Raw genomic sequence first — 26,311 nt, forward strand, 5'->3', positions numbered from 1 at the left:
AGGAGCAAGCAAGATGCAGCCTGTCAGATACGGCTGATCGTCTTCACCCCGAACGGAGTGCGGCCGCCTGAGGCGGCGCACTCCGCGGTGTTCAGGGCCGCACGCATCGCTCAAGGCAACAACGAAAAATGGACTGCAGTTCCGGCTCTCGCATGAACATGGCCGACGGGCCATCTCGAGATGCCCGCGGGGCTCAATGAGGCAACAAGCTGCCGTCTCAGCACCCCGACGGCGGGACCGGCGAAACTCCGGGCGTCGGCGCCGCGCCTGACGCGTTGGCCGGCAGCACGGTTGCAGGTACCCCCACGTTCATCGTCATTCCTTCCGCACAGGCCGAGCTGTTGGGACTCGGCACGACGGCGTTCGGATCGATGCCGGTGCCGACGTCGTCGCCTATGGCGACCGGGATACTTCCAGGAGCCGGTCCGGCCGGCACTTGCGGAATCGAGAGCGGCAAGCTCGTGGCTGTGGTCACCGACCCGCCCGGCGTTGAGCTGCAAGCTGTCGCCGATCCCGTCCCTGATGGTGCGGCCGCGGCAAGCGTCCCGATCGAGCTTCCGATCTGTCCTCCGGTCTGCCCTTGGGCCGGAATGAGCGGAGCCATGCTGCCCGGTGTCGACAGGCCGGGAGTCGTTACGGTCGGTGTCGCCGGCACCGGCGTCGAAGTCGTAGCTGGCGGGGCGCAGACGACGACCGTGCCTGGCGTCGTCGGATCCATCGCGAGCGGAACGGGCGCCAGCGTGGTGTCAGGCACCCCCGGCAGGGTCGTTGCAGAAAACGGACTTGGGCTATTGAGCGGTGAGGTGACGACCGCGCCCGGTACGGTCGGCAGGCTCATCGCCGTGCTGCCGGTGGTCGCAACCTGGGCCTGGCAAGACGAGACCCCCAGCAGCAGGGCTGCAAATGCCGCGCACGCCGTGCGGATCATGTTTGCGCCCCCTGGCTGGGCTCATTGTTGCGGATCGACACCCGACTGCCTTCGATCAGATTGACCGCGGGATTGAGCACGACTTGATCGCCGGGCCGAACACCGTCGCGCACTTCGATCGACGTGCCGAAATCCCTTGCGATCGAGATTTTCTGCATATGAACGATGCCGTTGCGCACGACCGCGACGTGAAGGCCATTCTGATCGAAGATCACCGCATCGGCTGGAACCGACGTCGACGGAGTCTTGCGCGGGATCGATAGCTCGACCGTGCAATAGATGCCAGGATTCAGGGCGCCGTCCGGATTGGGGACGTCGATTTCGGTCAGCAACGTCCGGCTGACCGGCTGCAACGCCGTTGCGATACGGGTGACTTTCCCCGGAAATGTCCGGCCCGGAATTTCCGGGACGCGAACCTCGGCATCGATGCCCGGCGTGACGCCGAAGGCCTCGTCCTGCGGCACGAAGACCTGGGTTCTGATAACGTCTGAATGCATCAGCGTGAACATGAAGGTCGAGCCGGCCTGAACGAGGCTGCCATTGTCGACGTTCCGCTGCGTGATCACGCCGTCGAACGGGGCGACCACGCGTTGATAGGCTTTTTCCTGCTGAAGAACGCGGATCTGCGCCTGCTGCGCCGCGATGTTCGACTGGGCGACGCCCACCGCTGCCTGCTGCGCGCGCAGGGTGAGCCGATCGTTGTCGCCCTGCTGGGCCGTCAACCAGCCCTGCTTGACCAGGTTGCTGTCCCGCGAATTGGTGGTTTCGGCAAGCTCCCGGCTCGCATCGGCCTGCTGCAAGGCGGCCTGGTTCTGTGCGAGCGTCGCCTGCGCCTGCGCGATCTGCTGGTCGAGCTCGGGCGCGGTTATCTCAGCGAGAAGATCGCCCTTCTTCACGCGATCGCCGATATCCACGTAGCGCTTCTCGATGTAGCCGCTGGCCCGAGCGAAGATGTTCGCCGCCTCGAATGCCGTCGTCGTCGCCGGCAGGGTAACCTTGATGAGGTCGCCGCCGGCGCGAACCGTCGCTACCCGAACCTCGGGAACGGCGGTCCTGGATTGCTCGACCGACGCTGCCAGATCGTGCGCAGCCTGATAGTGCCGCCAGCCGCCGACGCCGAGACCGCCTGCCAGGAGCACGAGCACGGCGCCGCCGAACCAGGCGCCGCCGGAGCGGCGGCGCGGCCGCACCTCCTTGCCCGGCATATCCACGATGCGGCAGGTGTCCGCGTCAGGCCGCTCGTTCATGCCGTCGCTGTTGATCCGCGCGCGAACATCGCTCATTCCGGTTGCTCCTCGAATACGCCGTGGTGTGGCTTGCCGTCATTGCCCTTGCGCAGCCAGGCGAAGAGATAGGGCACGATCAGCAATGTGGTCGGCGTCGCGAACAGCAGCCCGCCAATGACGGCACGCGCGAGCGCTGCGTTCTGCTCCTCGCCCGGGCCTCCGATCGCCATCGGGATCATGCCGACGATCATGGCTGCGGCCGTCATGAGCACAGGACGCATTCGGGTGCGGCCCGCACTCAATGCGGCCTCGAACGCGGTGTGCCCGTTCAATTGCGCGTCGCGCGCAAAGGTCACGAGCAGGATCGAGTTTGCCGACGCGACCCCGACCGCCATGATCGCGCCCATCAGCGAAGGCACGTTCAGGGTCGTTCCCGTGATGAACAGCATCGTCACGATGCCGCAAAGGGTCGCTGGCAGCGCCAAGACGACGACAAACGGGTCGCCGAAGTTCTGGTAGTTCACGACCATCAGGAGATAGACAAGGATGGCGGCAAACAGCAGCCCGATCCCGAGGTCGCGGAACGATTGATGCATGCTCTGAATCTGTCCGAGGACCTGGATCGAGTTTCCCGGCTGCAACTGCTTCTGAAACGTCGACGTGACCTTGTCGATATCGGCCGAGACGCTGCCGAGATCGCGCCCTTGCACGCTGGCATAGACGTCGAACACTGGCTGGACGTTGGCCTGGTTCAAATTGGTCGGCACAGATCCCCGTTTGAAGGTCGCGACGTTGCTGAGCAGGCCCGGGACCGTCTGCCCGCTTGCAGCCATCGAAGCCGACACCGGGGTGTTCTCCAGCGCGTTGAGTGAGTTGGCCCGGTACTCCGGCGTCTGAACGGCCAGGTAATAGGGGATCCCCGACGTCGGGTCGGTCCAGAAATTCGGCGAGACCTGGGCAGACGAACTGAGGCTGACATTGATGTTGGTCGCCACCGTGCTGGCATTGAGTCCCAGCTGCGCGGCCCTCGTGCGGTCGATGTCGGCGTAGAATGCGGGAGCGTCGACCTCCTGCTGGAGATGGGCATCGACGATCCCGGGAATTGCCGCCAGGCTCTTCTGCAGCTCCTTCGCCACTGACAGATTGTTGGTGCCGTAACCGACGGTACGAACATCGATCTGCGCCGGCAGGCCAAAATTCAGGATCTGGGTGACGATATCCGCGGACTGGAAATAGAAGACGTCCTCCGGGAATGCCGCCGGCAGAACCTGGCGCAGCTTCTTGACGTAGTCCGCGGTCGGCCTGTGGCCGTCCTTGAGCGATATGAGGATCGTGCCGTCGTTCACACCGATCGTCGAACCGTCGGTGAACGCCAGATTGTACGGACGCGCAGGCAGCCCGATATTGTCGACGATCAGCCCGCGATCGCGATCCGGAATGACTTCGCGGATCTTGTCCTCGACCGCCTGGAAGATCGCCTCGGTGCGCTCGATGCGGGTCCCGGCAGGCGCACGAACATGCAGCTGGATCTGGCCACCATCGATCAGGGGGTAGAAGTCCCTGCCCACATAGACAAACATCACCGCTCCGAGCGCCAGCACCAGGGCGGCGACGGCCGGCACGATGCTCCGACGCCGGAGCACCGTCGTCAAAAGCACAGAATAACCGTCGCGCACGCGCTCGAAGCCGCGCTCGAACGCCGCCGAAGCGCGCGAGAACACGCCGGACGGGCTTTCGCCCGCACCATGACGGCGCTCGCTCTTCAGCAGCAGACCGATCGTGATCGGCGTGAGCGTCCGCGACAGAGCGTAGGAGGCCAGCATGGCAAACACCACCGCGAGGCCGAGCGGCGTGAAGAGGTACTTGGCCGGTCCTTCGAGAAATACGACCGAGGTGAACACACAACTGATGGCGAGCGTCGAGACCAGTGTCGGAACGGCGATCTCGGCCGCACCGTGCAGGGTCGCCTCCGACAGCGGCATGCCCTCTTCGGTCCAGAGCCGATGTGTGTTCTCGATCGTCACCGTCGAATCGTCGACCAGGATGCCGACCGCCAGCGCCAGCCCGCCCAGCGTCATCGTGTTGAGGGTCTCGCCCAGGAAATGCAGAACGATGAGCGAGGACAACATCGCAAGCGGGATCGAGATCAGGACCACGAGCGTCGACCGCCACGACCCCAGAAACATCAGGATCATCAGCGCCGTAAGGCCGGCGGCGATCGCGCCTTCGCGGAGCACGCCGTTCACCGAATGCGTGACGAAGACCGACTGATCGAACAGTTCCCTGATCTTCAATCCGGCCGGCGCAGACGCACGAATCGATTGCAACGCGCGCTTGACGCCATCGACAACGGCGAGCGTCGAGGCATTGCCATTCTTGATCACGCTGAGCAGAACCGCGCGATGGCCGTCTTCGCGGACGATGTTCTGCTGGATCTGGGATCCGTCGCGAACCTGCGCAACATCCTTCAGCAGAATGGTGGCGCCATTTGCGAACTTGACCGGGATCATGTTGAGATCCTTGATCGAGGCAGGCGTCGCGTTGGTCAGGACGGCATACTGGGTATTGCCGATCTTCGCCGTTCCGGTCGGCAACGTCAGGTTCTGGGTGTTCACGGCATTGACGATGTCGAGCGGCGTCAGTCCGCGCGACAAAAGCTTGTTCGGATCGATATCGACCATGATCTGGCGATACTTGCCGCCCGCGGGCGTCGGCAACGTTACGCCGGGAACCGGTGCCAGCTGCTGTCGGATCCGATAGATGCCGAAGTCGTATAACTGCTTCTCGTCCAGTCTGTCGGATTGGAGGCTGAGCTGCAGCACCGGCACACTGGACGCATTGAACTGCACGATCACCGGCGGCTGAATTCCCGGCGGCATTAGGGCGCGGATCGCGTTGGTCGCGGAGACGATCTGCGAGATCGCGAGATCGAGATTGACGTCCGGCTGGAAATAGATCTTCTGAACCGACAGGCCGTTGAGCGTCTGCGCCTCGATGTTCTTGATGCCGCTGACGTTGGCGCTGATGGAATACTGGCTGTACGTGCTGACGCGTTGCTCCATCTCGGGCGTCGACAGGCCGGTATAGCTCCAGATGACCGTGACGACCGGAATGCGTATCTCGGGGAAGATGTCCGTCGGCATCGACCAGACCGCGATGCCGCCGAGAAACAGGATCAGTGCCGCGAGCACGTAGAAGGTGTGCGGAAAGCGGAGCGCGAAGCGGACAATTCCCATGATGACGACTTGCCTGGAGCTGGTTGCGCGGGGTGACGTGACAAGTGGCGGCCGACGCGCTGCGCTGCAAATGAAAACGAATTCAGGAATATCGACGTCGGCGCCAACGACCTTCTGGTCGATGCATCGCCGGCCGATCGACGGTCAGGATGCGGCGAGCGCACCCTCGTACGCTTGCAGGGCGCGACCGCTGCGGATGCGCGGCGCCACGGAACTTGATTTGCTCCGCTTTCCCGTCCGAGCAATCGCGGGGTCCTGCGTGGCCAGGACGGCAAGGCGCTTCACCTTGGCAAAGGCCCGCAGCTCGATCTGCCGGACGCGTTCGCTGGAGATCGAAAGCTCGGAAGCCAGCTCAGCGCGCGTTTGCGGATGCTCGGCCAGCTGCCTTGCCTCGAACACGCGACGCTCGCGAGCGGTCAGGGCGTTCAGCGCGATGCGGAGCGCACCGGCCCGGCGTTCTGTCTGATCCTGATCGGCAAGGACCGTCTCGGCATCGGCCGATTGGTCGACCAGAAGGGCTTCCCATTCGCCGGCGTTCTCGTCGCCGCCGACCCGCGCATTCAGCGACAGGTCGCCGTGAAGGCGGCGATCCATTTCCAGCACATCGCGCGTCGAGACCTCGAGCTTGACGGCGATCGCTTCGGCAACATCGGACGTGAGGCCCGTCATCGCCCCACCCGCGGCCTTCCTCATCTCGCCGCGGAGGCGGAAAAACAGCTTCTTCTGGGCCGCCGTCGTCCCGATCCTGACCAGTGACCAGGAGCGCAGGATGTATTCGTGGATGGTCGCCTTGATCCACCATATCGCATAGGTCGAGAATCGCGATCCCCGGCCCGGCTCGAACCGGGACGCGGCGATCACCAGCCCGAGATTGGCCTCGGCCATGAGATCGGCGTGCGGCAGGCCGTATCCCTTGTAGCCGCGCGCAACCTTTGCCGCGAGCCGGAGATGGCTGGTGACGAGCGCGTTCGCGGCCTCGCAATCCCCGCTCTCGTGCCAGCGACGCGCGAGCTGCTGCTCTTGCTCACGCTCGAGCAGCTCGTAGCGGCCGATCGCGGCTGAATATGCGTTGAACATGCCAACCGCGGTAGATCCGCCCGGCATAGTGATCTTGCTCAAATCCGCATGGTGCATTGACATCCCTTGCTCCCACTTTGCAACCGACGAACGGAAAGTAAGAAATCTCCGACTGCCGACACAGTAAAATGGACTTAAGGAGCCTGAATTCGCTTTCAGAGAACTAGCTGTTATTGTCGCTTTGCACGTGCTGCGCGCGGCGCAACGGTCACGTCGATGCGAGGTTCGCGTGAAGGAGGCGGCTGGAACTCGACGACGCACCATCCTGTGACGCTTCTTGCAGCGGGACCACGATCTCCACCCGGCCGCCGGGCGGTGGACACACGGTCAGGCGGAAGCCGTGCAGCTTGACGATGGCGGACACGAGACTGAGGCCGAGCCCGACACCGGGCGTATGGCGCATCTTGTCGGAACGATAGAACCGCCGCAGCACGGCCTCGCGCTCCGACTCGCCCACTCCGGGCCCGGTGTCGCTCACACGCACGAGCGCGGTCGTCTCGGCGGACATCAGCTCGAGCGTCACGCGGCCGCCGGCAGGAGTGAATTTCACAGCGTTGTCGACGAGATTGGCGACCGCCTCGAACAGTAGATCCCGGTCGCCGCGCACCTGGAGCCGGCGATCGATCTTGACGCCGAGTGCAATCGCCTTGTCTTCGGCGATCGGCTCATAGACGTCGCACACCTGGCGCAGGATCTCGTCGAGCGCGACGTTGCCGAAGCCGGACGTCCGGCTGCTGGTCTCGATTTCGGCAAGCCTCAGCAGCGCCGTGATGATCGCGAGCGACTGGTCGATGCCGGCGATCGCCTTGTCCACGACGTTCTGAAGCTCCTCCAGCGTTGCGGCATGGGTCCGGCCACGCTCCAACGTCAGGCGGACACGCGTGAGCGGCGTCCGGAGATCGTGGGCGATATCGTTGCCGACGCCTGCGAGCGCGGTGATCGTGGTCTCCATCTCGTCGAGCATGCCGTTGACGATTCCGGCGAGCCGCGCGAACGGGTCGTCCGCATCGGCCCGGGGAAGCCGCTCGCGGAGATCGCCGGCGACGATGCGCCGAACGTGCTGATTCACCTGCTCCACGCGTCGCTCGGCACGGAGACTCAGCCAGGCTCCGGCCAGCAGACAGAGGCAGAATGCTGGCAGCAGCCCCAGCAGCAGCGCCTGCCCGACGACGAGGGATATCTCGCGCGTCTCATCGATACTCCTCCCCATCACGAGGATGTGGCCGTCGGCGAGCTGTCTGCCCGCGGCCTTGACGACGGCATCGCCGGCCGGCGTCGGACCGACCCGATCGAGCTGGACGCTCCGGACCGGCCCGCCGAGATCGAGATGCAACGGCAATCGCTCGATATTGCCGACAATCCGATTCCCGGCCGCATCGAACAGGCCTGCATACTGCACGCCCCGGGAATCCTGCCTGAGATGGTCGGAAATCGCGTCGTTGAGGCGGCCGGGCGGCAGCTCCGCCAGGAAGCTGAGCTGTGCCTCGATCATGCGGTCGGACCGCATGACCAGGTAATCGTCGATCTTGACGTAAATGAAGGCGAACAGCCCGGCGACGAACAGCGCCAGCGCAGCTGCCACCGCGGCGATCCAGAGAAACGTGCTCGATCGAATGAGGTCAATCCGCCGCATCGGTACGCCTCACCTTTCACCGAACCCGCAGGATGAATCCCGATCCGCGGACGTTGTGGATGAGCTGCGTCTCACCGGGGCCGTCGACCTTGTGGCGGAGACGGCCCATATGCACGTCGATGAGATTGGTGGTCGCTGGTACGAACTTGTAGTTCCAGACCTCCTCGAGCAACATCGCCCGCGTCAGCAGCTGATCACTCCTCCGCATCATGTATTCGAGCAGGCGGAACTCCCGCGGCAGCAGATCGATCTCGCGCTCGCCGCGCCGCACGGCCCGCTCGATCAGATCCAGTTCGAGCGGTCCGGCATGCAGCGTCGTCTCGCGGCTGTCGATCGGTCGGCGCAGCAGCGCTTCCACCCGCGCGACGAGCTCGACCAGCGCGAACGGCTTGGTGAGATAGTCGTCTCCGCCGACGCGCAATCCGCGCACCCTGTCATCGACTGCGCCGAGCGCGCTCAGTACCAGCACCGGGGTCCTGACCTCGTCCTTGCGCAGAGCTTCGATGACCGTGAGTCCGTCCATTCCGGGCAGCATGCGATCGACGATCAGTGCGTCGGGAGACGATTCCCGCGCGCAATCCAGCCCCCCGATGCCGTCGGGCGCCCATCGCACCTCGAATCCGTGCTCGGTAAGCTCGGCGACGATTGCGTCGGCGGTCTCGGGGTCGTCCTCGATCAGGAGAATTTGCGTCATGGTGCTGACCCCACGTGCTGCAAGACGTTGAGGCCGGCGGCGCCGCGTGAGTTCGCTGGTCCGCGACGACATGTTCATTGGCTTTCCAGGCCGAACACGCGGCGCGGCACCGTCATGCGATGCGCCACAGGCTCGCAATCCAGATAAGCCCGCGCAGGATCCAAGACCATTAAATAGCGTGTCAGAATGCCCATTCGCGCTGCCGCCTGCAGCGAGGCGCAGGCATTCCGATGGACTGTCGCCGCGATCATGTCTCACCTCCATGCAGAAGCACATCTCCGCAGATATGTATTTTGGGGAGCCGGTGTTACGCGCCGGCACGGCAAAGCTTGCCGATTTGCACGATCGTGCTTTCCGACAAGGCTGGGATCACGGGCCGTTGATGGCCGGTGAGCAATTCGTGCGTTTCGTTCGCGTGGGGCCGCGCGCACCTCATGTCCAGGCCGGCTCGGACTGGCTGCTGTCACACAGGAGAATCCCATGACCAACACTTTCAAGCTGTTGTCGACCGGACTGGTCGCCGTCGCGATGCTCGCCGGACCTGCCATGGCGCGCACGAGCCACACGGCTGCGCGTCCATCCGCGATGCAAGCCCAGCCGGTCGCATCGGAAGGGCTCCTCTATCAGGGCGACCGCGTCTGCGTTCCGGCGCCGCGTGTCGGTGCGTTCGCGACGGCGCCGTGGACCGGCAACAACGTTCCCTGTGAGCCGGGCACTGGCCTCTGATTCGACGGCGACGCCGCCGCGAACGGCTCGGCATTCTTCAACAATGCAGGCGGACCCGATATCGGGTCCGCCTTTTCCTTTGCGAGGAGCGCCGGCCTCGGCCGGATCATCCCGCGCCTGCACCGCGCTCCGCGCCTGACATCTAATTCAATGGGATTGGCCTGCGAAAATCCTATCTGCTCTTGCGACGGGGCTTGCCGACGGCGCGAGACCGCAGTGATGGCAATCGGCCGCCGGACCTACGGACTGGAAAGGAGTCTCCCATGAAACGAGCATTGATGATCCTGGCGACAGCAGCACTTGCGTCAGCGCTAACGGTCGGAACGGCCGAGGCACGTGGCGGCGGCGGCGGCCATGGCGGCGGCGGCTTCGGCGGTGGACATGCCGGCTTTGGCGGCGGCGGCTTCGGCGGCGGACATGCGGGCTTTGGCGGCGGCGCACATTTCGGCGGCATGGGACATGTCGGCGGATTCGGCGGCGGCGCCCGGTTCGGTGGCGAGCACCTCGGCTTCGGCGGCCACGCCGACGGCCTGCGCCAGCACGCATTCCACCGCTTCGGCGGATACGGCCGCGGATATGGATTCTACGGCGCCTATCCGGATTGCTATGACTGGTACGAGTTGCATCCCTACCAGCCGCTCCCCCTGAGCTGCAGCTAAGCCCCATGCGCGGTGTCGATCGGCCAGGACACGCAAGTCGCAGTGCCGGTCGATCGCACCGTGCAGCCCAGCGCGGTGCGCCCGGGATCCATGCGCAGATACCCACGGCTTCTCGCGAGAATCCCGCAGATCGATCGCGGCACCTTCCGCGAATGTCCTTGGGACGGGCTTGCGATGGCCAGCATCGGATCGGCTGTCTGCGGCACCAACGACGCAGCCTGGCTGGCTCGTGCGTTTCACCGCGACACGTGCAATCCGGAAATACCAGCCCTCCTGCAATCTCCTAATTCTTGCGAGAAGATCAATCCAAACCGGAGAACGCCGATGCGCGTGCAGCTCCATCCGGAAACCAGCAGCGTCCTCAATTGGGTCCTGCGCACGATTGCGATCGCATTGCTGCTCGCATCGCTGATGATCGGTAATGCATGGCCGATGTCGGCTTCCGGGCACGGCGCCTCGTCCGCGGTGCCGGAATTTCCATTGCAGAAGCCGCGCGCGGCATCACCAGCCGCAGCGTAGCGGCGCCGGGCCAATCGGTCTCCACCGGCCGGTGTGCCGCGCGGCCGAGGCGTCAAAGAGGAACATGCCCATGATACGACGCGTCATCAGCGCCCTTGCAGCCCTCATTGTCGTTGCGGCGGCAGGCGGGGCCATCGTCCATTTCAAGCGCTTGTCACCGGTCGAGGCCGCCGTGCCAGTGCCCGAGGCTGCCGTGCCGGTGGTCGCGAGCACCGTCAGCGCAAAGGACGTTCCGATCTATCTGCACGGCATCGGTACTGTAGCCGCCTACAATACCGACGTGGTGCGCTGCCAGATCCAGGGGCAACTGATCAGGATCACGTTCAAGGAAGGGCAGACCGTCAAGGCCGGCGACCTGCTCGCGGAAATCGATCCCCGTCCCTTTCAAGCACAGATCGAGCAATTCACGGCCAACCTCTCGCGCGATCAGGCCCAGCTCACGAATGCCGAAACCAACCTGTCGCGGGACACCCAGCTCGGCGAGAAGGGCTATGCGACGCTGCAACTGATCGACACGCAGAAGGCGCAGGTCGCGCAGTTGCAGGCCTCCGTCCAGGACCGGTTGGCGAAAGGGACGACGAAAGTCATCGCCCATAGCCAGGACAACCTTCGGTGATGGCGGCGGGATCGCGCGTGAACAGCGGCTCCACGAAGAACGGCTTGTCCGACCTGATGATGAAGTGCACCCCGGTCTGCCGGAATGTCGACGCGCGGCACCTGGTCGACGAGCTCGTTGACCTGGGCGATCACCACGCCGTCCTTGAATGCGGTCGCCTCGACCACAGTCGGCGTGTCTTCGGTGTTCGGGCCGGTGTAGAGGTTGCCTTCGCGATCGGCGCTCACCGCGGCGATCAGCGCGACCTGCGGGGTGAGATCGATGAAATGTCGAGCGAACAGCTCGAGGTAGGTATGAACCGCACCCAGCTCGATCTTGCCGCCGAACAGCATGCGCGCGATGCGTGCCGACTGCGGACCGGAATAGGCGTAGTCCGGCTTCTTCGCGGCGCCGCGATCGAAGAAGTCCAGGTGTTCCGGCAGAACGACGCCCGACTGCACCATGTGCAGCTCGTTCACCTTGGAGAGGTCGACAGCGAGCAGCGCGCTGCTGAGCAGGTCGGCCTGCTTCTGGTTGTCGCCTTCGAGGCAAACCCGATCGCCGGGCTGAATGACGGCTTCCATCAGGCGCATCGCGTCACGAGCCTCGACGATCTTTCCTTTCGCCAGCCGCGAGCCGGCCTCGATGCGGGCGTCGCGCGCTGCGCGGCCGCGTTGCCAATTGGCCGCGGGTCTGGTCTCGGCGTTGATGGACGTCAACATTTGGAGATTTCCTGATCTGGCAAATTGGCCGCTCTGGCGGAACGCCCATGCGGCTCCCGCCAGAACGCGCAGACTGCTGCATGAATCCGTCAGCGAGCGGTGGCCGTCGTTTGCTGGACGGCGTGGGCTGCCTTGGTGATGATCGCCGCCACTTCTTTCGGATGCGACTCGTAGACGGAGTGACTGGCGCCCGGGATCACGGTGGTATGGCTCTTGGCGCGCTCGTAGTACCAGCGCTCGAGATCCGGATTGATGATCTGGTCGCTGCCGGCGACGATGCCCCAGCTGGGCTTGGTCTTCCACGCTGCCGCGGTCAGCGGCGTGCTGAAGACTTGCGCGGCGGCGAGAACCTGGGATCGCGCGACGAACTCGGCCCGCTCACGCGGCAGATCGGGTGAGAACAGCTTCGGAAACTGCGTTGGATCGAGATACGTGAACTTGTCCGGCGTGATCTTGATGGCGCCTTCGGTCTTTGCGAGCACACTAGGTGTCTTCTTGCCGAGCGCGCTTTCGTCTTCGCCGACATCGGGCGCGTGCGCCGCGACGTAGACCAGACCCGCGACCTTCGGATGAACGCCAGCCTCGGTGATGATCGACCCGCCGTAGCTGTGCCCGACGAGCAGCGTCGGACCATCCTGGAGATCGAGGACCCGCTTCGCCGCGGTCACATCATCCGCGAACGAGGTTTCGGGCTCCTGCACCATGGTGACATGAAAGCCTTCCTTGGTGAGAATCTCGTAGACCGGCTTCCAGCCGGATGCATCGACCCATGCGCCATGCACCAGGACGATATTCTTCAGGGGCTCGGCCGACGCGGGACCGATTGCCGAGACGAGGGAGAAGGCGGCGGCGAACGCGAGGCCGGTTTTGGTCAGGTTCTTCATGTCGGTCACTCCGGTTATTGAATGACGCAACATTAGTGACCGGGCTCGTCCCGGTATTTCACCCTCACCATCCTGTTTTCCAGTACGAACGCGTAGGAGGCGCCAGCGCGCGGTCCGGGCTGCCCGCGAAACGTTCGTTTGCGAAAGATGGCGAGATCGATGGGTGCCACTGCAGCCGGAAGGCGTCATTCGAAAGCTGGGAAGCCAAGCCAAACCAAGACCAAAAACTTGAACACCTGCGATACGCTGGTCTCACGAGTTCACGTGGTGCCTGGCGGCAGTTCACGGGAAAAAGCTGCAATGGCGGTCCATTCAGTCAGCCTTGCTGCCTGACGTGACAGCCAGCCGTCGCTTGCCGATCCCAGGCCGGTGAGTGATAATGGTATTCTGATGAGGGCGCCGCCGCGGCTCCTGCCTGGATCCGGTGAATGCAACACAATCAAATCGAGATCAGCGGCAGAAGCGGAATGCAGATTGGGCTGCAGCCGTTCGGCTTCGTTGCTCGCTTTCGATGGGCGGCAATGGCGACGTTCGAGCGCGCCCGCTGCTCGGTTGTCGTCGCGGGGGCGCAGGTACCGCCTGCCATTTGGCGAAAGGCCGATCATGAATCATCAGTACGTCCCATCGCCGAGCGTCGCCGCAGTCACGTTCGTCGCGACGAGCAATTCTGAGATGTGAAGTGAGGCGGTTCGGGTCGCTGAGTCTATGCATGCCGGAGGCGCGCCATTCATTGCGCAATATCGGTCAAAACAACCGCAAGGCGGGTCAAGACGGGGACGTCGATCACCACTACGAGATGGCTTTGCAGGTGAGCAGCGCGCAAGGCCGGATTGCGACTGCGGCTCCAGTTGAAGAATCGGTCGATGAGGTCATGCTTTGAAGGCATCATCCCGTGGTCAGCTCCGGTGCTGCCCCGGGTCGTCACGATGGGTACGCCGGAAAGGCGATCCGAAGCTCGAACAGTTTTCAGGACCGGCCGATGAACGCCTCGTCCTGTCGAGCACATCGGGCAAGTGTTGAGGATCTGCACGATGACATCGCCTCTATGGTCCGCGGCGCCGCGCGGAGCGGCACATGAGGGAAGAGCTGCACCGGCCTGTGAAGGCAGCGGTTCCTCCGTCACGCGAATTCTCTGTTGGAGGCTACTTTAGCGGGCTCAAAGTGCCACGTCTCACCGCCGGCCAGAACCACGGTCCGCTGTCTCCGCCACTATTCTGGATCTGCGGAGCAGGAGCTCTCGCGTTGACTTCGCTGCTCTGTCTCCGGCTGAACCTCAACTATCCATCGACGGCGTTTGCGCTCCTGGTCATCATCGCCTTTCTCGCGTTGTTCGGGAGCCTCGTCGCGTCGATGGCCTTCTCCGCCGGAGCCGTGGCCTGCCTCGGCTACCTCTTCGTCGAGCCGGCTTTCTCTCTCGAAATAAGAAACTTCCAGGATTTGGCGGCGCTGGCCGCCTTCCTGATCAGCTCCGTGTTCGTGACCACCTTGATCTGGCGCGTGCGGATGCTTGGAGCCCTTTATCGGGAGCAGGCTCAACTCCTCGACCTCACGTCCGACGCCATCATCGTCCGCGACCCCGACGACCGCATCACTTTTTGGAATCGCGGGGCCGAGGAGCTCTTCGGATGGCAACGCACAGAAGCTCTCGGCAACATCGAACATCGCCTGCTGCGCACCGAGTTTCCTGCACCGCTCGAAGACATCAAGCAGACGCTGTTGCGTACGGGACGGTGGGAGGGCGAACTGGTGCACACGACCCGGAGCGGGGCGCAGGTTTCAGTCCTCAGTCGCTGGTCCACGGACCCGAGCGAGCCGACATTCGGCATCCTCGAGAGCAGCACTGATGTCACGCAACGGCGCCGCGCCGAAGAGGCAATACGGCAAAGTGAGGCGGTTTACCTGGCGGAGGCGCAGCAACTCAGCAAGACCGGCAGCTTTGGCTGGGATGTCGTGACGGATGAGCTCATCTGGTCTGCGGAAACGTTCCGGATATTCGAGTTGGCACCGACTTCGACACCGACGCTCAGCTTCGTCATCGAGCGTATTCACCCCGATGATCTGGACGTTGTCCAAAAGGCGTTCGAAGACGCAAAACAGGAAGGACGATCATTCTCGCTCGAGCATCGCTTGCTGATGCCGGGCCAGACGATCAAGTTCGTCAAGGTGGTCACACGAGCCGCGTTGAACCAAAAGGGCAATCTGGAGTTCATTGGCGCCGTCATGGATGTCAGCCTCCAAAAAAATGCCCATGCCGAACTCCAGCGGAGCGAGTTACGGTACCGCCATCTCTTTTCGCGCATGCCCATCGCACTCAGGCAGCTCGACGCGACACAGCTCGTGCACCTGTTCAAGGCGCTGCGCCAGAAAGGCGTTACCGATCTCGGCAAGTATTTCGACGAAAATCCGGACTTTCTCACGACCTGCATGGAAGCACTCAAGTTCCACGAAGCGAATGAGCATGCCATCCGGCTGTTCGGCGGAAATCCCAGCCAGGCCCCAAAACCTTCCCTCGTTCGCACATGGCAGGCGAGGCCCGACACGTTTCGGCGGGCCATGGAATCGAATTTCCGCGGCGCCCCCAGCTTCGAAGAAGAAACCCAGATGGTCACCTGGGACGGGCGGGTGGTCGACGTGCTTTTCATCACCGCGCGGGTCGGCCCTATCGATGATTTCGAGATTAGCCTGGTTGGAACCATCGACATCTCCGAGCGTGTCCGAGCGCAAAACGCATTGAGGAAGCTGCAGGCCGACTTTGCGCACGCCGCGCGGGTCTCAATGCTCGGTGAACTGACCGCTTCCATCGCCCACGAGATCAACCAGCCCCTGGCCGCGATTTCGACCCATGGCGGGGCGGGCTTGCGATGGCTCGACCGGCCGGCTCCCGACCTTGCAGAGGTCCAGCTTTCAATTCAGGGCATGGTGGCGAGTGCGGTGCGCGCTTCGGATATCGTCGCGCGAATCCGTGCAATGGCCGCCGGCAAGTCGACAGAGCGCTCGCTGCTATGCCTGGACGATGTGATCGCGGAAGCGCTGGTGTTTCTGCGACACGAAAGTCAATCACGCGGCGTGTCCATTGCGCATCACCGAGGTCCATCAGCGGTCGAGGTTTTGGGCGATAGGATCCAGCTGCAACAGGTCATCGTCAATCTGGCGATGAACTCGATGCAGGCGATGGAAGACGCCCAATGCGCTGATCGCAGGATCACGATCAGAACGACGCAATCTGCGGGCATGGTGCACTTTTCGCTCGTTGACAGCGGTCCCGGCATCAAGCCCGAGCATCTCGATCGGCTGTTCGAAAGCTTCTTCACCACCAAGAAGGACGGCATGGGCATGGGTCTCCCGATTTGCAAGTCCATCCTGGAAGCCCATGGCGGGAAGATCACTGCTGCGAACGATGACGCCGGAGAAGGCGCAAAAGTCAGTTTCAGCTTGGCCGCCGCCGCGGAATGATGAGCTTGCATGCCGCGACGATCGCACGCAGGTCGATTCCGAAATTGCGAGCAAGCGCGAACGAGGCAGGCCTCCGGCTGAAGTACGACTTGCAAGTACCGATCAGCAGAGTGCTGATGGAGCGCCATCAACTCGAGACGAAATGCAGACCGCCCCAATTTCGAAGACTAGCGTCCGATCTAAAGGATAGAGTCCGCGCTTCGTTGAACGCTGCAAAGAGCGGCGGGGTTCTGCAACTGTCGATCTAGCACGCGACGTCAACGGCTGCGGTCGGAAGCTTGCAACGCGCAGACAGCGTTCATCCGCTCAATTCGTATTTTGATAAGTTGAGCGGCGTTCACCGCGCGACGACTTTCGTCTGCCTTCGATCAAAAACGAAACCAGCACAGAATTTCCAAATGCGAGGCAAACGGAATTTCCAAATGTGCTGGAAACTCCGTTGAGCAAGGCCGTTTTTATAACAAAATCAGCATGTTGGCTCTGGCTGGGGCGGGAGGGATCGAACCTCCGAATGGCGGAATCAAAATCCGCTGCCTTACCGCTTGGCTACGCCCCATCAGACGACGAACGGAACAGGGGCGAACCGGCGCCCGCAGATTCCCGTCGGTCGCAGCCGGTCTATAGGGAGCGGCGCGGCATTTCAACCGCCCGGAGGGGCAAAATACCATCCAGCGCGAGCCCCCCTCCCCCTCACTTGTTGTGGCTATTTGCGCCCTGCTCCCGGCCGGGTCCGCCCCCGCCGCCCATTGAGACCGCTCCCGTTTCGTGAGAATACGGCGCCAATATCTGTTTCCCCGGGAGTGAGCCATGACCTACCGCGCGCCGATTTCCGACATGCTGCTGTCGCTCAACCATGGCGCGGGCCTCAAGGCCGCGCTGGAGGCCGGCCATTACGGGGATTTCGACGCCGACCTCGCCGCCGCCGTGCTGGAGGAAGCCGGCAAGTTCGCATCCGACGTGCTGGCGCCGCTGAACAAGGTCGGTGACGAGCACGGCATCAAGCTCGAGGACGGCAAGGTCACGACCGCGCCGGGCTGGCCCGACGCCTACAAGCGCTGGACCGAGGGCGGCTGGAACGCGGTGTCCGGCCCCGAGGATTTCGGCGGCCAGGGCCTGCCGCTCGCCATCAACGCCGCCTGCACCGAGATCTGGAGCGCCGCCAACGTCGCCTTCGGCCTCTGCCCGCTGCTGACGGCCTCGGCGATCGAGGCGCTGGAGGCGCATGGCAGCGACGAGCTGAAAAGAATCTATCTCGGAAAGCTCGTCTCCGGCGAGTGGACCGGAACGATGCAACTGACCGAGCCGCAGGCCGGCTCCGACGTCGGCGCGCTGCGCACCCGCGCCGAGAAGCAGGCCGACGGCACCTATCGCATCAAGGGGACGAAGATCTTCATCACCTATGGCGAGCACGACATGACCGACAACATCGTGCATTTCGTGCTGGCGCGCCTGCCCGATGCGCCCGCCGGCACGAAGGGAATTTCGCTGTTCCTGGTGCCGAAGTTCATGGTCAACGCGGACGGCTCGCTGGGACAGCGCAACGACATTTTTGCTTCCGGCGTCGAGCACAAGCTCGGCATGCATGCCTCGCCGACCTGCACCATGACCATGGGCGATCATGGCGGCGCCATCGGCTTTCTGATCGGCGAAGAGAACCAGGGCATGCGCTGCATGTTCACGATGATGAACCAGGCCCGCCTCGGCGTTGGCCTCGAGGGCGTCGGCGTCGCCGACCGCGCCTATCAGCAGGCCTTGTCCTATGCGCAGGAGCGCAAGCAGGGCCGCGCAGTCGGAAAGAAGGGCGACGGTTCGGACGCGATCTTCGTCCATCCCGACGTCAAGCGCATGCTGATGCGGATGCGGGCGCAGACCGCCGCGGCCCGCACCATCTGCTATGCAACCGCCGTCGCGATCGATGTCTCGACGCGCGCCAGGGATCCCAAGGTGCGCGCAGATGCCGCCGCGCGCGCGGCGCTGCTGACGCCGATGGCCAAGGCCTATTCCACCGACATCGGCAACGAGGTCGCCTATCTCGGCGTGCAAGTGCATGGCGGCATGGGCTTCATCGAGGAGACCGGCGCGGCGCAGCATTATCGCGACGCGCGCATCACCGCCATCTACGAGGGCACCAACGGCATCCAGGCGATCGACCTCGTGACGCGCAAGTTGGCTGCCAATGGCGGCGCCGCGGTATGGACGCTGCTCGACGAGCTCTCGGCAACCGTCAAGCAGGTGGAGGCGTCGAACGATCCCGGCTTCGGCACCACGGGCACCAAGCTGCGCGAGGCGCTGGGGGCGCTCACGCGCACCAGCAAATGGCTGTTGGAGCGCGTCGCCTCCGCGCCAAACGACGCGCTTGCGGGTGCGACACCCTATCTGCAGCAGTTCGGCGCGACGCTCGGCGGCTGCCTGCTCGCCTCCGAGGCGCTCGCCGCCAAGGCCGAAGGCAACGCGGAGGCTGCGCGCTACGTCGCGCTTGCGCGCTTCTTTGCCGAGAACATCACGGTGCAGGCCGAAGCGCTCGAGCGCACCGTGACGGAGAGCGCGGAATCGGTCGCGGCGGCGGACGCGGTGCTGCTGGGGTAAGGCGTCTCCTCCCCCTAAAGCGCGATGAGATATGGATGACTCGTCATCGCGCTTCAGGGCGCGACGACCTCGCCAACCCCACCGCTGTCATGCCCCGGCTTGTCCGGGCCATCCAGTACGCCACGGCGGATGTCGTGAAAGCGTGCTCTTCAATGCCGGCCTCTGGAATACTAGATCGCCCGATCAAGTCGGGCGATGACACCTGTCGTGTGAGCGGCTACGAAGCTGCGAGCCTCGCTCGCTTCCCCGGCCGCCACAACACGATTCCCGCCGCCACGAGATTGAGCGCGGCGCACAGCGCCAATGCGGAGGTGTAGTTTCCGGTCAAGCTGCGCACGAGACCGACGAGACCGGGGCCGAAGGCGCTGACGATGCCGCTGATCGAGGTGCCCAAGCCCACCGCGGTCGCGAACGCCGAAGCACCGATCTCGCGCTGGATGATCAAGGGCGGGAACGTGATCATGTTGCCCATCGAGAAGCCGTAGACGGCGCAGCAGGCCAGCAGCACGGCCGGGCTCGTGCTTTGGATAGCCACGAACAGCGCAGCCGCTTGGCTCGTCATCGAAACCGCACAGGCGAGCCGGGCATCGAGCCGGTCGACGAAAAGCCCGAGCACGAGGCGACCGACGATCGCCATCGCCGCCATGACGGTGACGGCGAGCCCTGCGGTGGAGCGGCCGATCAGCGGCTCGAGAAACGTCACCTGGTGGACGATGAAACCCATCTGCGCCAGCAGCGCGAGCGCAACCGGCAGCACCATGGTCCAGAACGCCGCGTTGGCGAGCAGCGCCTTGCGCGAGCGAACCGGCGCAGGGGAGGCGGAGGAACGTCCGCCCGTTGCAGGCGCCGTCCCTGCGGGCCAGCCAATGAAGGTGATGACCGCCGGCAGCACCAGCACCATCATCGCGACCGTCGCCGTCAGCATCGCAGAACGGAAGCCGATGCTGCCGGTCAGCGACAGCAACAGCGGAACGAGAATGATGCCGCCGCAAGTCGCGCCGTTGAAGGCAAGGCTGAGCGCGAGGCCGCGCCGCTGCTCGAACCAGGAATTCAGCACGGTCGCGATCACCACCGTGCCCATGCCGGTCCAGCCGACCGACATCAGCGCATAGGCGAGATAGAGTTGCCAGGGCGTCTGCAGCAGCGCCAGGAGCACGGTCGAAGCGCCGAGCGCCGCCAGGCCGCAGAGGATCAGCGCGCGCAGTCCAATGCGTTCGAGCAGATCATCGGTGAAGATGACGAGCACGGAGGTCAGGAGAAAGGAGAAGGTGCTGGCCGCGGAGACCAGCGTGCCCGGCCAGCCGTGAGCGCGCTGCAACTCGGCGAGATAGACGCCCTGGCCATAGAGGCCGAAGCCGAACATGAAGAAGGCCATCAGGAAGCAAGCCAGCACGACGCGCCAGCCGCGATAATATGGAGAGGATTCGTCGATCCGGGGGGAGGCCATCATCAATCGTGACATCTGCCTGAAGGGAACGTGGCCGGATCGTGCCTCACAACCAACGGTTTTTCAAATGAAAGATTGTAGCTGATTGTTGCGCCACGTGGTGGGCCCGGCATTCATCAAGCAGCACGGCTCGTACGATGATGCGATCCTGTGGGAAAGATGCCGCGGTCGCCCCAAATGACGACAACAACCTTCGTGAAATCTTTGCGCCGAGCGAATAGTCTCATCCCATGCGACACCTTCTCCGGCTGACTTGCTTCGTTCTCGCTCTCACCAGCACCGTCCCCGCTGCGGCCCAGACCGCCGCACCGGTCGAGCTGCGCATTCTCGCGATCAACGATTTCCACGGCAATCTGCGGCCGCCGCCGGGCGGCATCCGCATCAATGACCCCGAAGACAGCTCCAGGAAGGTGATGGTTGCCGCGGGCGGCGCCGAATACATGGCGACATTGGTGAAGCAGCTGCGCGAGGGGCACAGGAACACGATCTTCGTTGCCGCAGGCGACCTGATCGGCGCCAGCCCGTTCCTGTCGGCGATGTTCCATGACGAGCCTTCGATCGAGTCGCTCTCTATGATGGGGCTCGCGATCAGTTCGGTCGGCAATCACGAATTCGACGAGGGCAAGACCGAGCTTCTGCGCATGCAGAACGGCGGCTGCCATCCCGTCGACGGCTGCCAGGGACCGCATCCCTTCACGGGCGCCAAATTCCGTTACCTCGCGGCCTCAACCGTGGAAACCGCGACCGGCAGAAGCGTGCTGCCGCCCTACGAGATCAGGGAGTTCGACGGCATCCCCGTCGCCTTCATCGGACTGACCCTGAAGGAAACGGCGGGCATCGTCTCACCTGCCGGCATTGCCGGGCTCGAATTCCGCGACGAAGCCGAGACGGTGAACGCGCTCGTGCCGCAGCTGAAGGCGCGCGGCGTCGAGGCCATCGTGGTTCTGATCCACCAGGGCGGCGAGCCAGCCGGCGACTACAACGAATGTCCTGCCATCACGGGGCCGATCGTCGACATCGTCAGGAAATTCGATCGTGCCGTCGACGTCGTCGTCAGCGGCCACACCCACCGCGCCTATGTCTGCGACATCGACGGGCGGCTTGTCACCAGCGGCGACAAATACGGTACGCTGGTGACGGCGATCGACCTCAAGCTCGATCCCGCCACGCGCGACATCGTCGGCGCCAAGGCCGAGAATGTCATCGTCGCCAACGCTTCGCTGGCCAGGGATGCCGAGCAGACCGCTTTGATCGACGCCTATGACAGGCTCTCTGCGCCGATCGCGAGCCGCCCGGCCGGCTCGGTGACGCAGACATTGTCGCGCGTGCCGAACGAGGCCGGCGAAAGCGCGCTCGGTGATGTCGTCGCCGACGCTCAATTGTTCGCGACCCGCGATGCCAAGGATGGCAGAGCTGTCATCGCCCTCATCAATCCCGGCGGCATCCGCAGCGACATCATTCCGAAGGAGAATGGCGCGATCACGTTCGGCGATGTGTTCGCCAGCCAGCCGTTCCGCAACCGCCTGGTCACCATGACGCTGACGGGCAGACAGCTCAAGGACATGCTCGAGCAGCAATGGCTGGACCCGCAGCGGCCGCGAATTCTGCAGGTGTCGAACGGCTTCAGCTATACCTGGGATGCATCAAAGCCATTCGGCGAGCGCGTCAGCCTCGAGAAGATGACCTTGGGCGGCAGGCCGATCGAAGCTGGAAGCGGCTACCGTGTCACGCTCAATGATTACCTCGCCGTCGGCGGCGACGGGTTTAGCGTCGCCAAGGAGGGCACGGCGCTGCAATATGGCGGCTACGACGCCGACGCGCTGTTCGCGTTCTTCCGGGCGCATGGTCCGGTCGGTCCGCTGCCGCTGACCCGCATCCTGCGCGTGAATTGATCCGGATCAAACGGGCCGGAACGGGACCACCCTTTGCCATTCCCGGCCAAGCGCATAGATTGGGTTTTACATTGCGTTTTGGCGCCGGATGCGCCAACGACGTCGAAAGCCCGTTCTTCCGTGAGGCCGACCTGATGAGCACGCTTCTCCTTTCCCACAAGGCCTGCCTCGACCATGTCACGCCGCCGGGACATCCCGAGAGGCCGGATCGTCTGCGCGCGGTGGAGGAAGCCCTGTCGCATGAGCGCTTCCAGTTTCTGGTGCGCGAAGAGGCGCCGGAGGGCGATCTCGATCTCGTCACGCTCTGCCACAACGAGCACTACGTCACCGAGCTGCGCCACATCGCCCCGACCAGCGGGCAGGTCTATATCGACGGCGACACCTCGATGTCGGCGGGCACGTGGGACGCGGTTATGCGCGGCGTCGGCGGCGCGGTGGCGGCGACCGAGGCCGTGATGGCCGGCGAACATCGCAACGCCTTTGTCGCCATCCGCCCGCCCGGCCATCACGCCGAGATCGGCAAGCCGATGGGCTTCTGCTTCTTCGACAACGTCGCCATCGCGGCGCGCCACGCGCAGCGCAAGTACGGCATCAAGCGGGCGGCCATCGTCGATTTCGACGTGCATCACGGCAACGGCACACAGGACATTTTCTGGTCGGACCCGACCGTGATGTACTGCTCCACGCACCAGATGCCGCTGTTTCCGGGCACCGGCGCCAAAAGCGAGCGCGGAGATCACGACACCATCGTCAATGCGCCGCTCGCCTCCGAGGACGGCGGCCCGGAATTCCGCTCCGCGTTCGAGAACCTGATCCTGCCGCAGCTCGAAAAATTCAGCCCCGAGCTTCTGATCATCTCCGCCGGCTTCGATGCGCATTACCGCGATCCGCTGGCTTCGCTGAACCTGCGCGCGGACGACTATGCGTGGGTGACGCGCAAGCTGATGGATCTCGCCGACAAGACCGCAGGCGGCCGCGTTGTGTCGGTGCTCGAGGGCGGCTATGACCTGCAAGGACTGAAAGAATCTGTTACGGCGCATGTCGGCGCCCTGATGGGCGCATGACCCACCCGCCACATTACGCCCGCAAAACCCTGCTTTCTTTCACCTGAAGCGGATCGGGCAATCGGAACCGGATATGGCCGAAAATACTCAAGTCGACGTCTCCAGGCTCACCTTCGAGCGCGCGATCGAGGAGCTCGAATCGATCGTGAAGCGGCTCGAAGACGGCAAGGTGCCGCTCGAGGAGTCCGTGACGATCTATGAGCGGGGCGAGGCCCTCAAGCGGCGATGCGAGGAATTGCTGCGTCAGGCGGAAGCGCGCGTCGACAAGATCACCACCGATGCCAGCGGCCAGGCCACCGGCACGGCGCCGCTCGACGTCCAGTAAGGCCGGCGCCCCGGGCTCGCCTTGCCTTTTTCATGATCGGATGCCGTCGATCCGCTGGGGCGGCCCGTCCACTCGGGAACAAGGATGGGGAAGCTCCTCTCCAGGCATTCCCCGCCTATGCCCACGCTCCACGGGCAGATACTGCCGTGGAACCGAGCAATATTGGATCCCCATTGGGGGCGCGAGGGTTAACCACTCTGGCCCGGCAGTTGCACCTGCATACCCCTAATCGGTCCTGCGGGTTGGCTTTGGCCCAAGCTTTGGTGTAAAGCTGCGCTGAGTGTGGCTTTTTGCAAGCCTTGTGTGGGCGCCGATTGCCGACGACAAGAGCTTCAAACTGCTAATGAAATTGGCTTGGGACGGACGAAGCCGATCTAAGTGACAGGGATCACAGAGACTGAACCGGAGCGCAGCTAAGCTGACCTAAGCTTGAAGACGGGCTTTCCCCGTGCAGGTGGCTCCGACGGTTGAGGACTCGCGCTGCGCCGATATTGTGCAAACCCATCGCGCACCGGAATGACCTTCCGGCGCTGACAAATTGGAAATCGCCGTGAACGCATACAGTAAGACGCCGCTTCTCGACACCATCCGGACGCCGGAAGACCTTCGCAAGCTCAAGGTCGAGCAGGTTCGTCAGGTCGCTGACGAGCTGCGGCAGGAGACCATCGATGCGGTCTCGGTGACCGGCGGTCACTTCGGCGCCGGTCTCGGCGTGGTCGAGCTTACCACCGCTATCCATTACGTCTTCGACACCCCGCGCGACCGGCTGATCTGGGACGTCGGCCACCAGGCCTATCCGCACAAAATCCTCACCGGCCGGCGCGACCGCATCCGCACGCTGCGCACCGGCGGCGGCCTGTCCGGCTTCACCAAGCGCAGCGAGAGCGACTACGATCCGTTCGGCGCGGCGCATTCCTCGACCTCGATTTCCGCCGGCCTCGGCATGGCCGTGGCGCGCGACCTCGCCGGCGGCAACAACAACGTTATCGCCGTGATCGGTGACGGCGCGATGTCGGCAGGCATGGCCTATGAAGCCATGAACAATGCCGGTGCGATGAACTCGCGCCTGATCGTCATCCTCAACGACAACGACATGTCGATCGCGCCGCCGGTCGGCGCCATGAGCGCCTATCTGTCGCGCCTCTACTCCGGCAAGACCTATCGCACGCTGCGAGAGGCCGCCAAGCAGATCAACCAGCGCCTGCCCAAGGTCATCGCCAACCGCGCCAACCGCGTCGAGGAATATTCGCGCGGCTTCATGATGGACGGCGGCACGCTGTTCGAGGAACTCGGCTTCTACTATGTCGGGCCGATCGACGGCCACAACCTCGACCATCTCCTGCCCGTGCTGAAGAACGTCCGCGACATGGAGACCGGCCCGATCCTGGTCCACGTCGTGACGCAGAAGGGCAAGGGCTACGGCCCGGCGGAAGCCTCCGCCGACAAGTATCACGCCGTCGTCAAGTTCGACGTCGCCACCGGCACGCAGGCCAAGGCCAAGCCGAACGCGCCGGCCTATCAGAACGTGTTCGGCCAGAGCCTCGTCAAGGAAGCGCAGAAGGATGACAAGATCGTCGCCATCACCGCGGCCATGCCGTCGGGCACCGGCGTCGACATCTTCAACAAGGCCTTCCCCGACCGCACCTTCGACGTCGGCATCGCCGAGCAGCACGCAGTGACCTTCGCCGCGGGTCTTGCGACCGAAGGCTACAAGCCGTTCTGCGCAATCTACTCGACCTTCCTGCAGCGCGGCTACGACCAGATCGTGCATGACGTCGCGATCCAGAGCCTGCCGGTCCGCTTCGCCATCGACCGTGCCGGCCTCGTCGGCGCCGACGGCGCGACCCATGCCGGCTCGTTCGACAACGCCTATCTCGGCTGCCTGCCCAACATGGTGATCATGGCGGCGGCGGATGAAGCCGAGCTCGTGCACATGGTGGCGACCCAGGTCGCGATCGACGACCGCCCGAGCTCGCTGCGCTATCCGCGCGGCGAAGGCCGCGGCATCGAGATGCCCGAAGTCGGCATACCGCTCGAGATCGGCAAGGGCCGCATGATCCGCCAGGGCAGCAAGATCGCCCTGCTGTCCTTCGGCACGCGCCTCGCCGAATGCGAGAAGGCCGCCGACGAGCTCGCCGCTCTTGGCCTGTCGACCACGATTGCGGACGCGCGCTTCATGAAGCCGCTCGACACCGAGCTGGTTCTCAAGCTCGCCCGCGACCACGAGATCCTGATCACGATCGAGGAAGGCTCGGTCGGCGGCTTCGGCTCGCATGTCGCGCAGTTCCTGACCGACCAGGGCGCGTTGGACACCGGCATGGTCAAGTTCCGCTCGATGGTCCTGCCCGACGTGTTCCAGGACCACGACACGCCGGCGGCGATGTACGCCCGCGCCGGCCTCGACGCCAAGGGCATCGTCGCCAAGGTGTTCGAAGCGCTCGGCAAGGACGTGAAGGCCGAGACGGTCAAGCTGGCTTGATTGTCGCGGCAGACGCTGAACCCCACCTCTCCCGTAGGGAGAGGTCGGATTGCTCCTGGCGATGCGAAGCATCGTCCAGTGCAATCCGGGTGAGGGGTTCAGGTCCCTCGTGAGAGCGTAACCCCTCACCCGCGCCTGCGGCGCGACCTCTCCCTTTGGGAGAGGT

The 26,311-nt window shown here is 64.0% G+C and carries 21 protein-coding genes, 1 tRNA gene and 1 pseudogene; 11 read left to right on the forward strand and 12 right to left on the reverse strand.

Annotation, left to right across the window (positions count from 1 at the left end; genetic code table 11):
• Window positions 1–217: 217 nt before the first annotated feature.
• The 7 genes from AC3WLX_RS09595 to AC3WLX_RS09625 all read right to left on the reverse strand — a co-directional run bounded on the left by AC3WLX_RS09595 (window position 218) and on the right by AC3WLX_RS09625 (window position 9,045).
• Entirely contained in the window at window positions 218–928 is a 711-nt protein-coding gene (locus AC3WLX_RS09595) for a hypothetical protein (RefSeq protein WP_492335648.1), read from the reverse strand.
• Window positions 925–2,211, reverse strand: coding sequence for an efflux RND transporter periplasmic adaptor subunit (locus AC3WLX_RS09600; RefSeq protein ID WP_492335649.1), 1,287 nt, complete (start codon window positions 2,209–2,211; stop codon window positions 925–927). The genes AC3WLX_RS09595 and AC3WLX_RS09600 overlap by 4 nt, the downstream gene beginning before the upstream one ends.
• Window positions 2,208–5,390 (reverse strand): efflux RND transporter permease subunit, encoded by a 3,183-nt coding sequence (locus tag AC3WLX_RS09605; protein ID WP_492335650.1) that lies wholly within the window; start codon window positions 5,388–5,390, stop codon window positions 2,208–2,210. The genes AC3WLX_RS09600 and AC3WLX_RS09605 overlap by 4 nt, the downstream gene beginning before the upstream one ends.
• Before the next feature lie 144 nt (window positions 5,391–5,534).
• Window positions 5,535–6,731, reverse strand: a complete 1,197-nt coding sequence (rpoH, locus tag AC3WLX_RS09610; RefSeq protein WP_492335651.1) for an RNA polymerase sigma factor RpoH — start codon at window positions 6,729–6,731, stop codon at window positions 5,535–5,537.
• Window positions 6,676–8,100 carry a sensor histidine kinase gene (locus tag AC3WLX_RS09615; RefSeq protein ID WP_492335652.1) on the reverse strand — a complete coding sequence of 475 codons (1,425 nt, stop codon included), beginning with the start codon at window positions 8,098–8,100 and terminating at the stop codon, window positions 6,676–6,678. The genes rpoH and AC3WLX_RS09615 overlap by 56 nt, the downstream gene beginning before the upstream one ends.
• A 16-nt stretch (window positions 8,101–8,116) precedes the next feature.
• Window positions 8,117–8,794: a response regulator transcription factor gene (locus AC3WLX_RS09620; RefSeq protein ID WP_291629285.1), complete on the reverse strand. Its 678-nt coding sequence runs from the start codon at window positions 8,792–8,794 to the stop codon at window positions 8,117–8,119.
• Window positions 8,795–8,868: 74 nt separating this feature from the next.
• Window positions 8,869–9,045 (reverse strand): hypothetical protein, encoded by a 177-nt coding sequence (locus AC3WLX_RS09625; protein ID WP_492335653.1) that lies wholly within the window; start codon window positions 9,043–9,045, stop codon window positions 8,869–8,871.
• A gap of 229 nt (window positions 9,046–9,274) precedes the next feature.
• Here AC3WLX_RS09625 and AC3WLX_RS09630 point away from each other — a divergent pair, with 229 nt between their 5' ends.
• From AC3WLX_RS09630 to AC3WLX_RS09645, 4 genes are all read left to right on the forward strand, one after another.
• Complete coding sequence (locus tag AC3WLX_RS09630) at window positions 9,275–9,520, forward strand: hypothetical protein (protein ID WP_492335654.1); 246 nt, start codon at window positions 9,275–9,277, stop codon at window positions 9,518–9,520.
• Window positions 9,521–9,783: 263 nt separating this feature from the next.
• Window positions 9,784–10,179 (forward strand): hypothetical protein, encoded by a 396-nt coding sequence (locus AC3WLX_RS09635; protein ID WP_492335655.1) that lies wholly within the window; start codon window positions 9,784–9,786, stop codon window positions 10,177–10,179.
• A 324-nt stretch (window positions 10,180–10,503) separates the two neighbouring features.
• Window positions 10,504–10,698 carry a hypothetical protein gene (locus tag AC3WLX_RS09640; protein WP_492335656.1) on the forward strand — a complete coding sequence of 65 codons (195 nt, stop codon included), beginning with the start codon at window positions 10,504–10,506 and terminating at the stop codon, window positions 10,696–10,698.
• A gap of 70 nt (window positions 10,699–10,768) precedes the next feature.
• Window positions 10,769–11,314, forward strand: a complete 546-nt coding sequence (locus AC3WLX_RS09645) for a hypothetical protein (protein ID WP_492335657.1) — start codon at window positions 10,769–10,771, stop codon at window positions 11,312–11,314.
• Here the strand turns inward: AC3WLX_RS09645 and AC3WLX_RS09650 are convergent.
• The 3 genes and pseudogenes from AC3WLX_RS09650 to AC3WLX_RS09660 all read right to left on the reverse strand — a co-directional run.
• Window positions 11,307–12,015 (reverse strand): annotated as a pseudogene (locus AC3WLX_RS09650) (malonate decarboxylase subunit alpha); the annotation flags it as partial. The gene AC3WLX_RS09645 and the pseudogene AC3WLX_RS09650 sit on opposite strands and share 8 nt — an antisense overlap.
• An 89-nt stretch (window positions 12,016–12,104) precedes the next feature.
• Window positions 12,105–12,899: an alpha/beta hydrolase gene (locus AC3WLX_RS09655; protein ID WP_492335658.1), complete on the reverse strand. Its 795-nt coding sequence runs from the start codon at window positions 12,897–12,899 to the stop codon at window positions 12,105–12,107.
• Window positions 12,900–13,159: 260 nt separating this feature from the next.
• Window positions 13,160–13,504, reverse strand: coding sequence for a hypothetical protein (locus AC3WLX_RS09660; protein WP_492335659.1), 345 nt, complete (start codon window positions 13,502–13,504; stop codon window positions 13,160–13,162).
• Between the two features lie 104 nt (window positions 13,505–13,608).
• On the opposite strand from AC3WLX_RS09660, the gene AC3WLX_RS09665 reads away from it, so the two are divergent.
• A complete protein-coding gene (locus tag AC3WLX_RS09665; protein WP_492335660.1) occupies window positions 13,609–13,779 on the forward strand; it encodes a hypothetical protein in 171 nt (56 codons plus the stop codon).
• A 281-nt stretch (window positions 13,780–14,060) separates the two neighbouring features.
• A complete protein-coding gene (locus tag AC3WLX_RS09670; RefSeq protein WP_492335945.1) occupies window positions 14,061–16,352 on the forward strand; it encodes an ATP-binding protein in 2,292 nt (763 codons plus the stop codon).
• Window positions 16,353–16,833: 481 nt separating this feature from the next.
• On the opposite strand, the gene AC3WLX_RS09675 is transcribed toward AC3WLX_RS09670, so the two are convergent.
• Window positions 16,834–16,908, reverse strand: a tRNA-Gln gene (locus AC3WLX_RS09675).
• Window positions 16,909–17,159: 251 nt separating this feature from the next.
• On the opposite strand from AC3WLX_RS09675, the gene AC3WLX_RS09680 reads away from it, so the two are divergent.
• A complete protein-coding gene (locus AC3WLX_RS09680; RefSeq protein WP_492335661.1) occupies window positions 17,160–18,938 on the forward strand; it encodes an acyl-CoA dehydrogenase family protein in 1,779 nt (592 codons plus the stop codon).
• Between the two features lie 217 nt (window positions 18,939–19,155).
• Here the strand turns inward: AC3WLX_RS09680 and AC3WLX_RS09685 are convergent, their stop codons facing one another.
• Window positions 19,156–20,388: an MFS transporter gene (locus AC3WLX_RS09685; protein ID WP_492335662.1), complete on the reverse strand. Its 1,233-nt coding sequence runs from the start codon at window positions 20,386–20,388 to the stop codon at window positions 19,156–19,158.
• Window positions 20,389–20,615: 227 nt separating this feature from the next.
• Between AC3WLX_RS09685 and AC3WLX_RS09690 the strand changes: the two genes are divergently transcribed.
• From AC3WLX_RS09690 to dxs, 4 genes are all read left to right on the forward strand, one after another.
• On the forward strand, window positions 20,616–22,277 hold the full coding sequence (locus tag AC3WLX_RS09690; RefSeq protein ID WP_492335663.1) for a bifunctional metallophosphatase/5'-nucleotidase: 1,662 nt from the start codon (window positions 20,616–20,618) through the stop codon (window positions 22,275–22,277).
• Window positions 22,278–22,411: 134 nt separating this feature from the next.
• Window positions 22,412–23,341: a histone deacetylase family protein gene (locus AC3WLX_RS09695; protein WP_492335664.1), complete on the forward strand. Its 930-nt coding sequence runs from the start codon at window positions 22,412–22,414 to the stop codon at window positions 23,339–23,341.
• Between the two features lie 73 nt (window positions 23,342–23,414).
• The gene (locus AC3WLX_RS09700; protein WP_492335665.1) at window positions 23,415–23,666 is read left to right on the forward strand and encodes an exodeoxyribonuclease VII small subunit; all 252 of its coding nucleotides are present in this window, start codon (window positions 23,415–23,417) and stop codon (window positions 23,664–23,666) included.
• Window positions 23,667–24,216: 550 nt separating this feature from the next.
• The gene (gene dxs / locus AC3WLX_RS09705; protein WP_291620939.1) at window positions 24,217–26,145 is read left to right on the forward strand and encodes a 1-deoxy-D-xylulose-5-phosphate synthase; all 1,929 of its coding nucleotides are present in this window, start codon (window positions 24,217–24,219) and stop codon (window positions 26,143–26,145) included.
• The last annotated feature ends 166 nt before the right edge of the window (window positions 26,146–26,311 follow it).

The organism is Bradyrhizobium sp. FW305-F6 (assembly GCF_058782905.1).

What these genes read in the sequence shown, in the direction of transcription:
- AC3WLX_RS09595 (WP_492335648.1), bottom strand. Translation starts at nt 928, where the DNA reads ATGATCCGCACGGCGTGCGCGGCATTTGCAGCCCTGCTGCTGGGGGTC.
- AC3WLX_RS09600 (WP_492335649.1), bottom strand. Translation starts at nt 2,211, where the DNA reads ATGAGCGATGTTCGCGCGCGGATCAACAGCGACGGCATGAACGAGCGG.
- AC3WLX_RS09605 (WP_492335650.1), bottom strand. Translation starts at nt 5,390, where the DNA reads ATGGGAATTGTCCGCTTCGCGCTCCGCTTTCCGCACACCTTCTACGTG.
- rpoH (WP_492335651.1), bottom strand. Translation starts at nt 6,731, where the DNA reads ATGGTGCGTCGTCGAGTTCCAGCCGCCTCCTTCACGCGAACCTCGCAT.
- AC3WLX_RS09615 (WP_492335652.1), bottom strand. Translation starts at nt 8,100, where the DNA reads ATGCGGCGGATTGACCTCATTCGATCGAGCACGTTTCTCTGGATCGCC.
- AC3WLX_RS09620 (WP_291629285.1), bottom strand. Translation starts at nt 8,794, where the DNA reads ATGACGCAAATTCTCCTGATCGAGGACGACCCCGAGACCGCCGACGCA.
- AC3WLX_RS09625 (WP_492335653.1), bottom strand. Translation starts at nt 9,045, where the DNA reads ATGATCGCGGCGACAGTCCATCGGAATGCCTGCGCCTCGCTGCAGGCG.
- AC3WLX_RS09630 (WP_492335654.1), top strand. Translation starts at nt 9,275, where the DNA reads ATGACCAACACTTTCAAGCTGTTGTCGACCGGACTGGTCGCCGTCGCG.
- AC3WLX_RS09635 (WP_492335655.1), top strand. Translation starts at nt 9,784, where the DNA reads ATGAAACGAGCATTGATGATCCTGGCGACAGCAGCACTTGCGTCAGCG.
- AC3WLX_RS09640 (WP_492335656.1), top strand. Translation starts at nt 10,504, where the DNA reads ATGCGCGTGCAGCTCCATCCGGAAACCAGCAGCGTCCTCAATTGGGTC.
- AC3WLX_RS09645 (WP_492335657.1), top strand. Translation starts at nt 10,769, where the DNA reads ATGATACGACGCGTCATCAGCGCCCTTGCAGCCCTCATTGTCGTTGCG.
- AC3WLX_RS09655 (WP_492335658.1), bottom strand. Translation starts at nt 12,899, where the DNA reads ATGAAGAACCTGACCAAAACCGGCCTCGCGTTCGCCGCCGCCTTCTCC.
- AC3WLX_RS09660 (WP_492335659.1), bottom strand. Translation starts at nt 13,504, where the DNA reads ATGATCGGCCTTTCGCCAAATGGCAGGCGGTACCTGCGCCCCCGCGAC.
- AC3WLX_RS09665 (WP_492335660.1), top strand. Translation starts at nt 13,609, where the DNA reads ATGCCGGAGGCGCGCCATTCATTGCGCAATATCGGTCAAAACAACCGC.
- AC3WLX_RS09680 (WP_492335661.1), top strand. Translation starts at nt 17,160, where the DNA reads ATGACCTACCGCGCGCCGATTTCCGACATGCTGCTGTCGCTCAACCAT.
- AC3WLX_RS09685 (WP_492335662.1), bottom strand. Translation starts at nt 20,388, where the DNA reads ATGATGGCCTCCCCCCGGATCGACGAATCCTCTCCATATTATCGCGGC.
- AC3WLX_RS09690 (WP_492335663.1), top strand. Translation starts at nt 20,616, where the DNA reads ATGCGACACCTTCTCCGGCTGACTTGCTTCGTTCTCGCTCTCACCAGC.
- AC3WLX_RS09695 (WP_492335664.1), top strand. Translation starts at nt 22,412, where the DNA reads ATGAGCACGCTTCTCCTTTCCCACAAGGCCTGCCTCGACCATGTCACG.
- AC3WLX_RS09700 (WP_492335665.1), top strand. Translation starts at nt 23,415, where the DNA reads ATGGCCGAAAATACTCAAGTCGACGTCTCCAGGCTCACCTTCGAGCGC.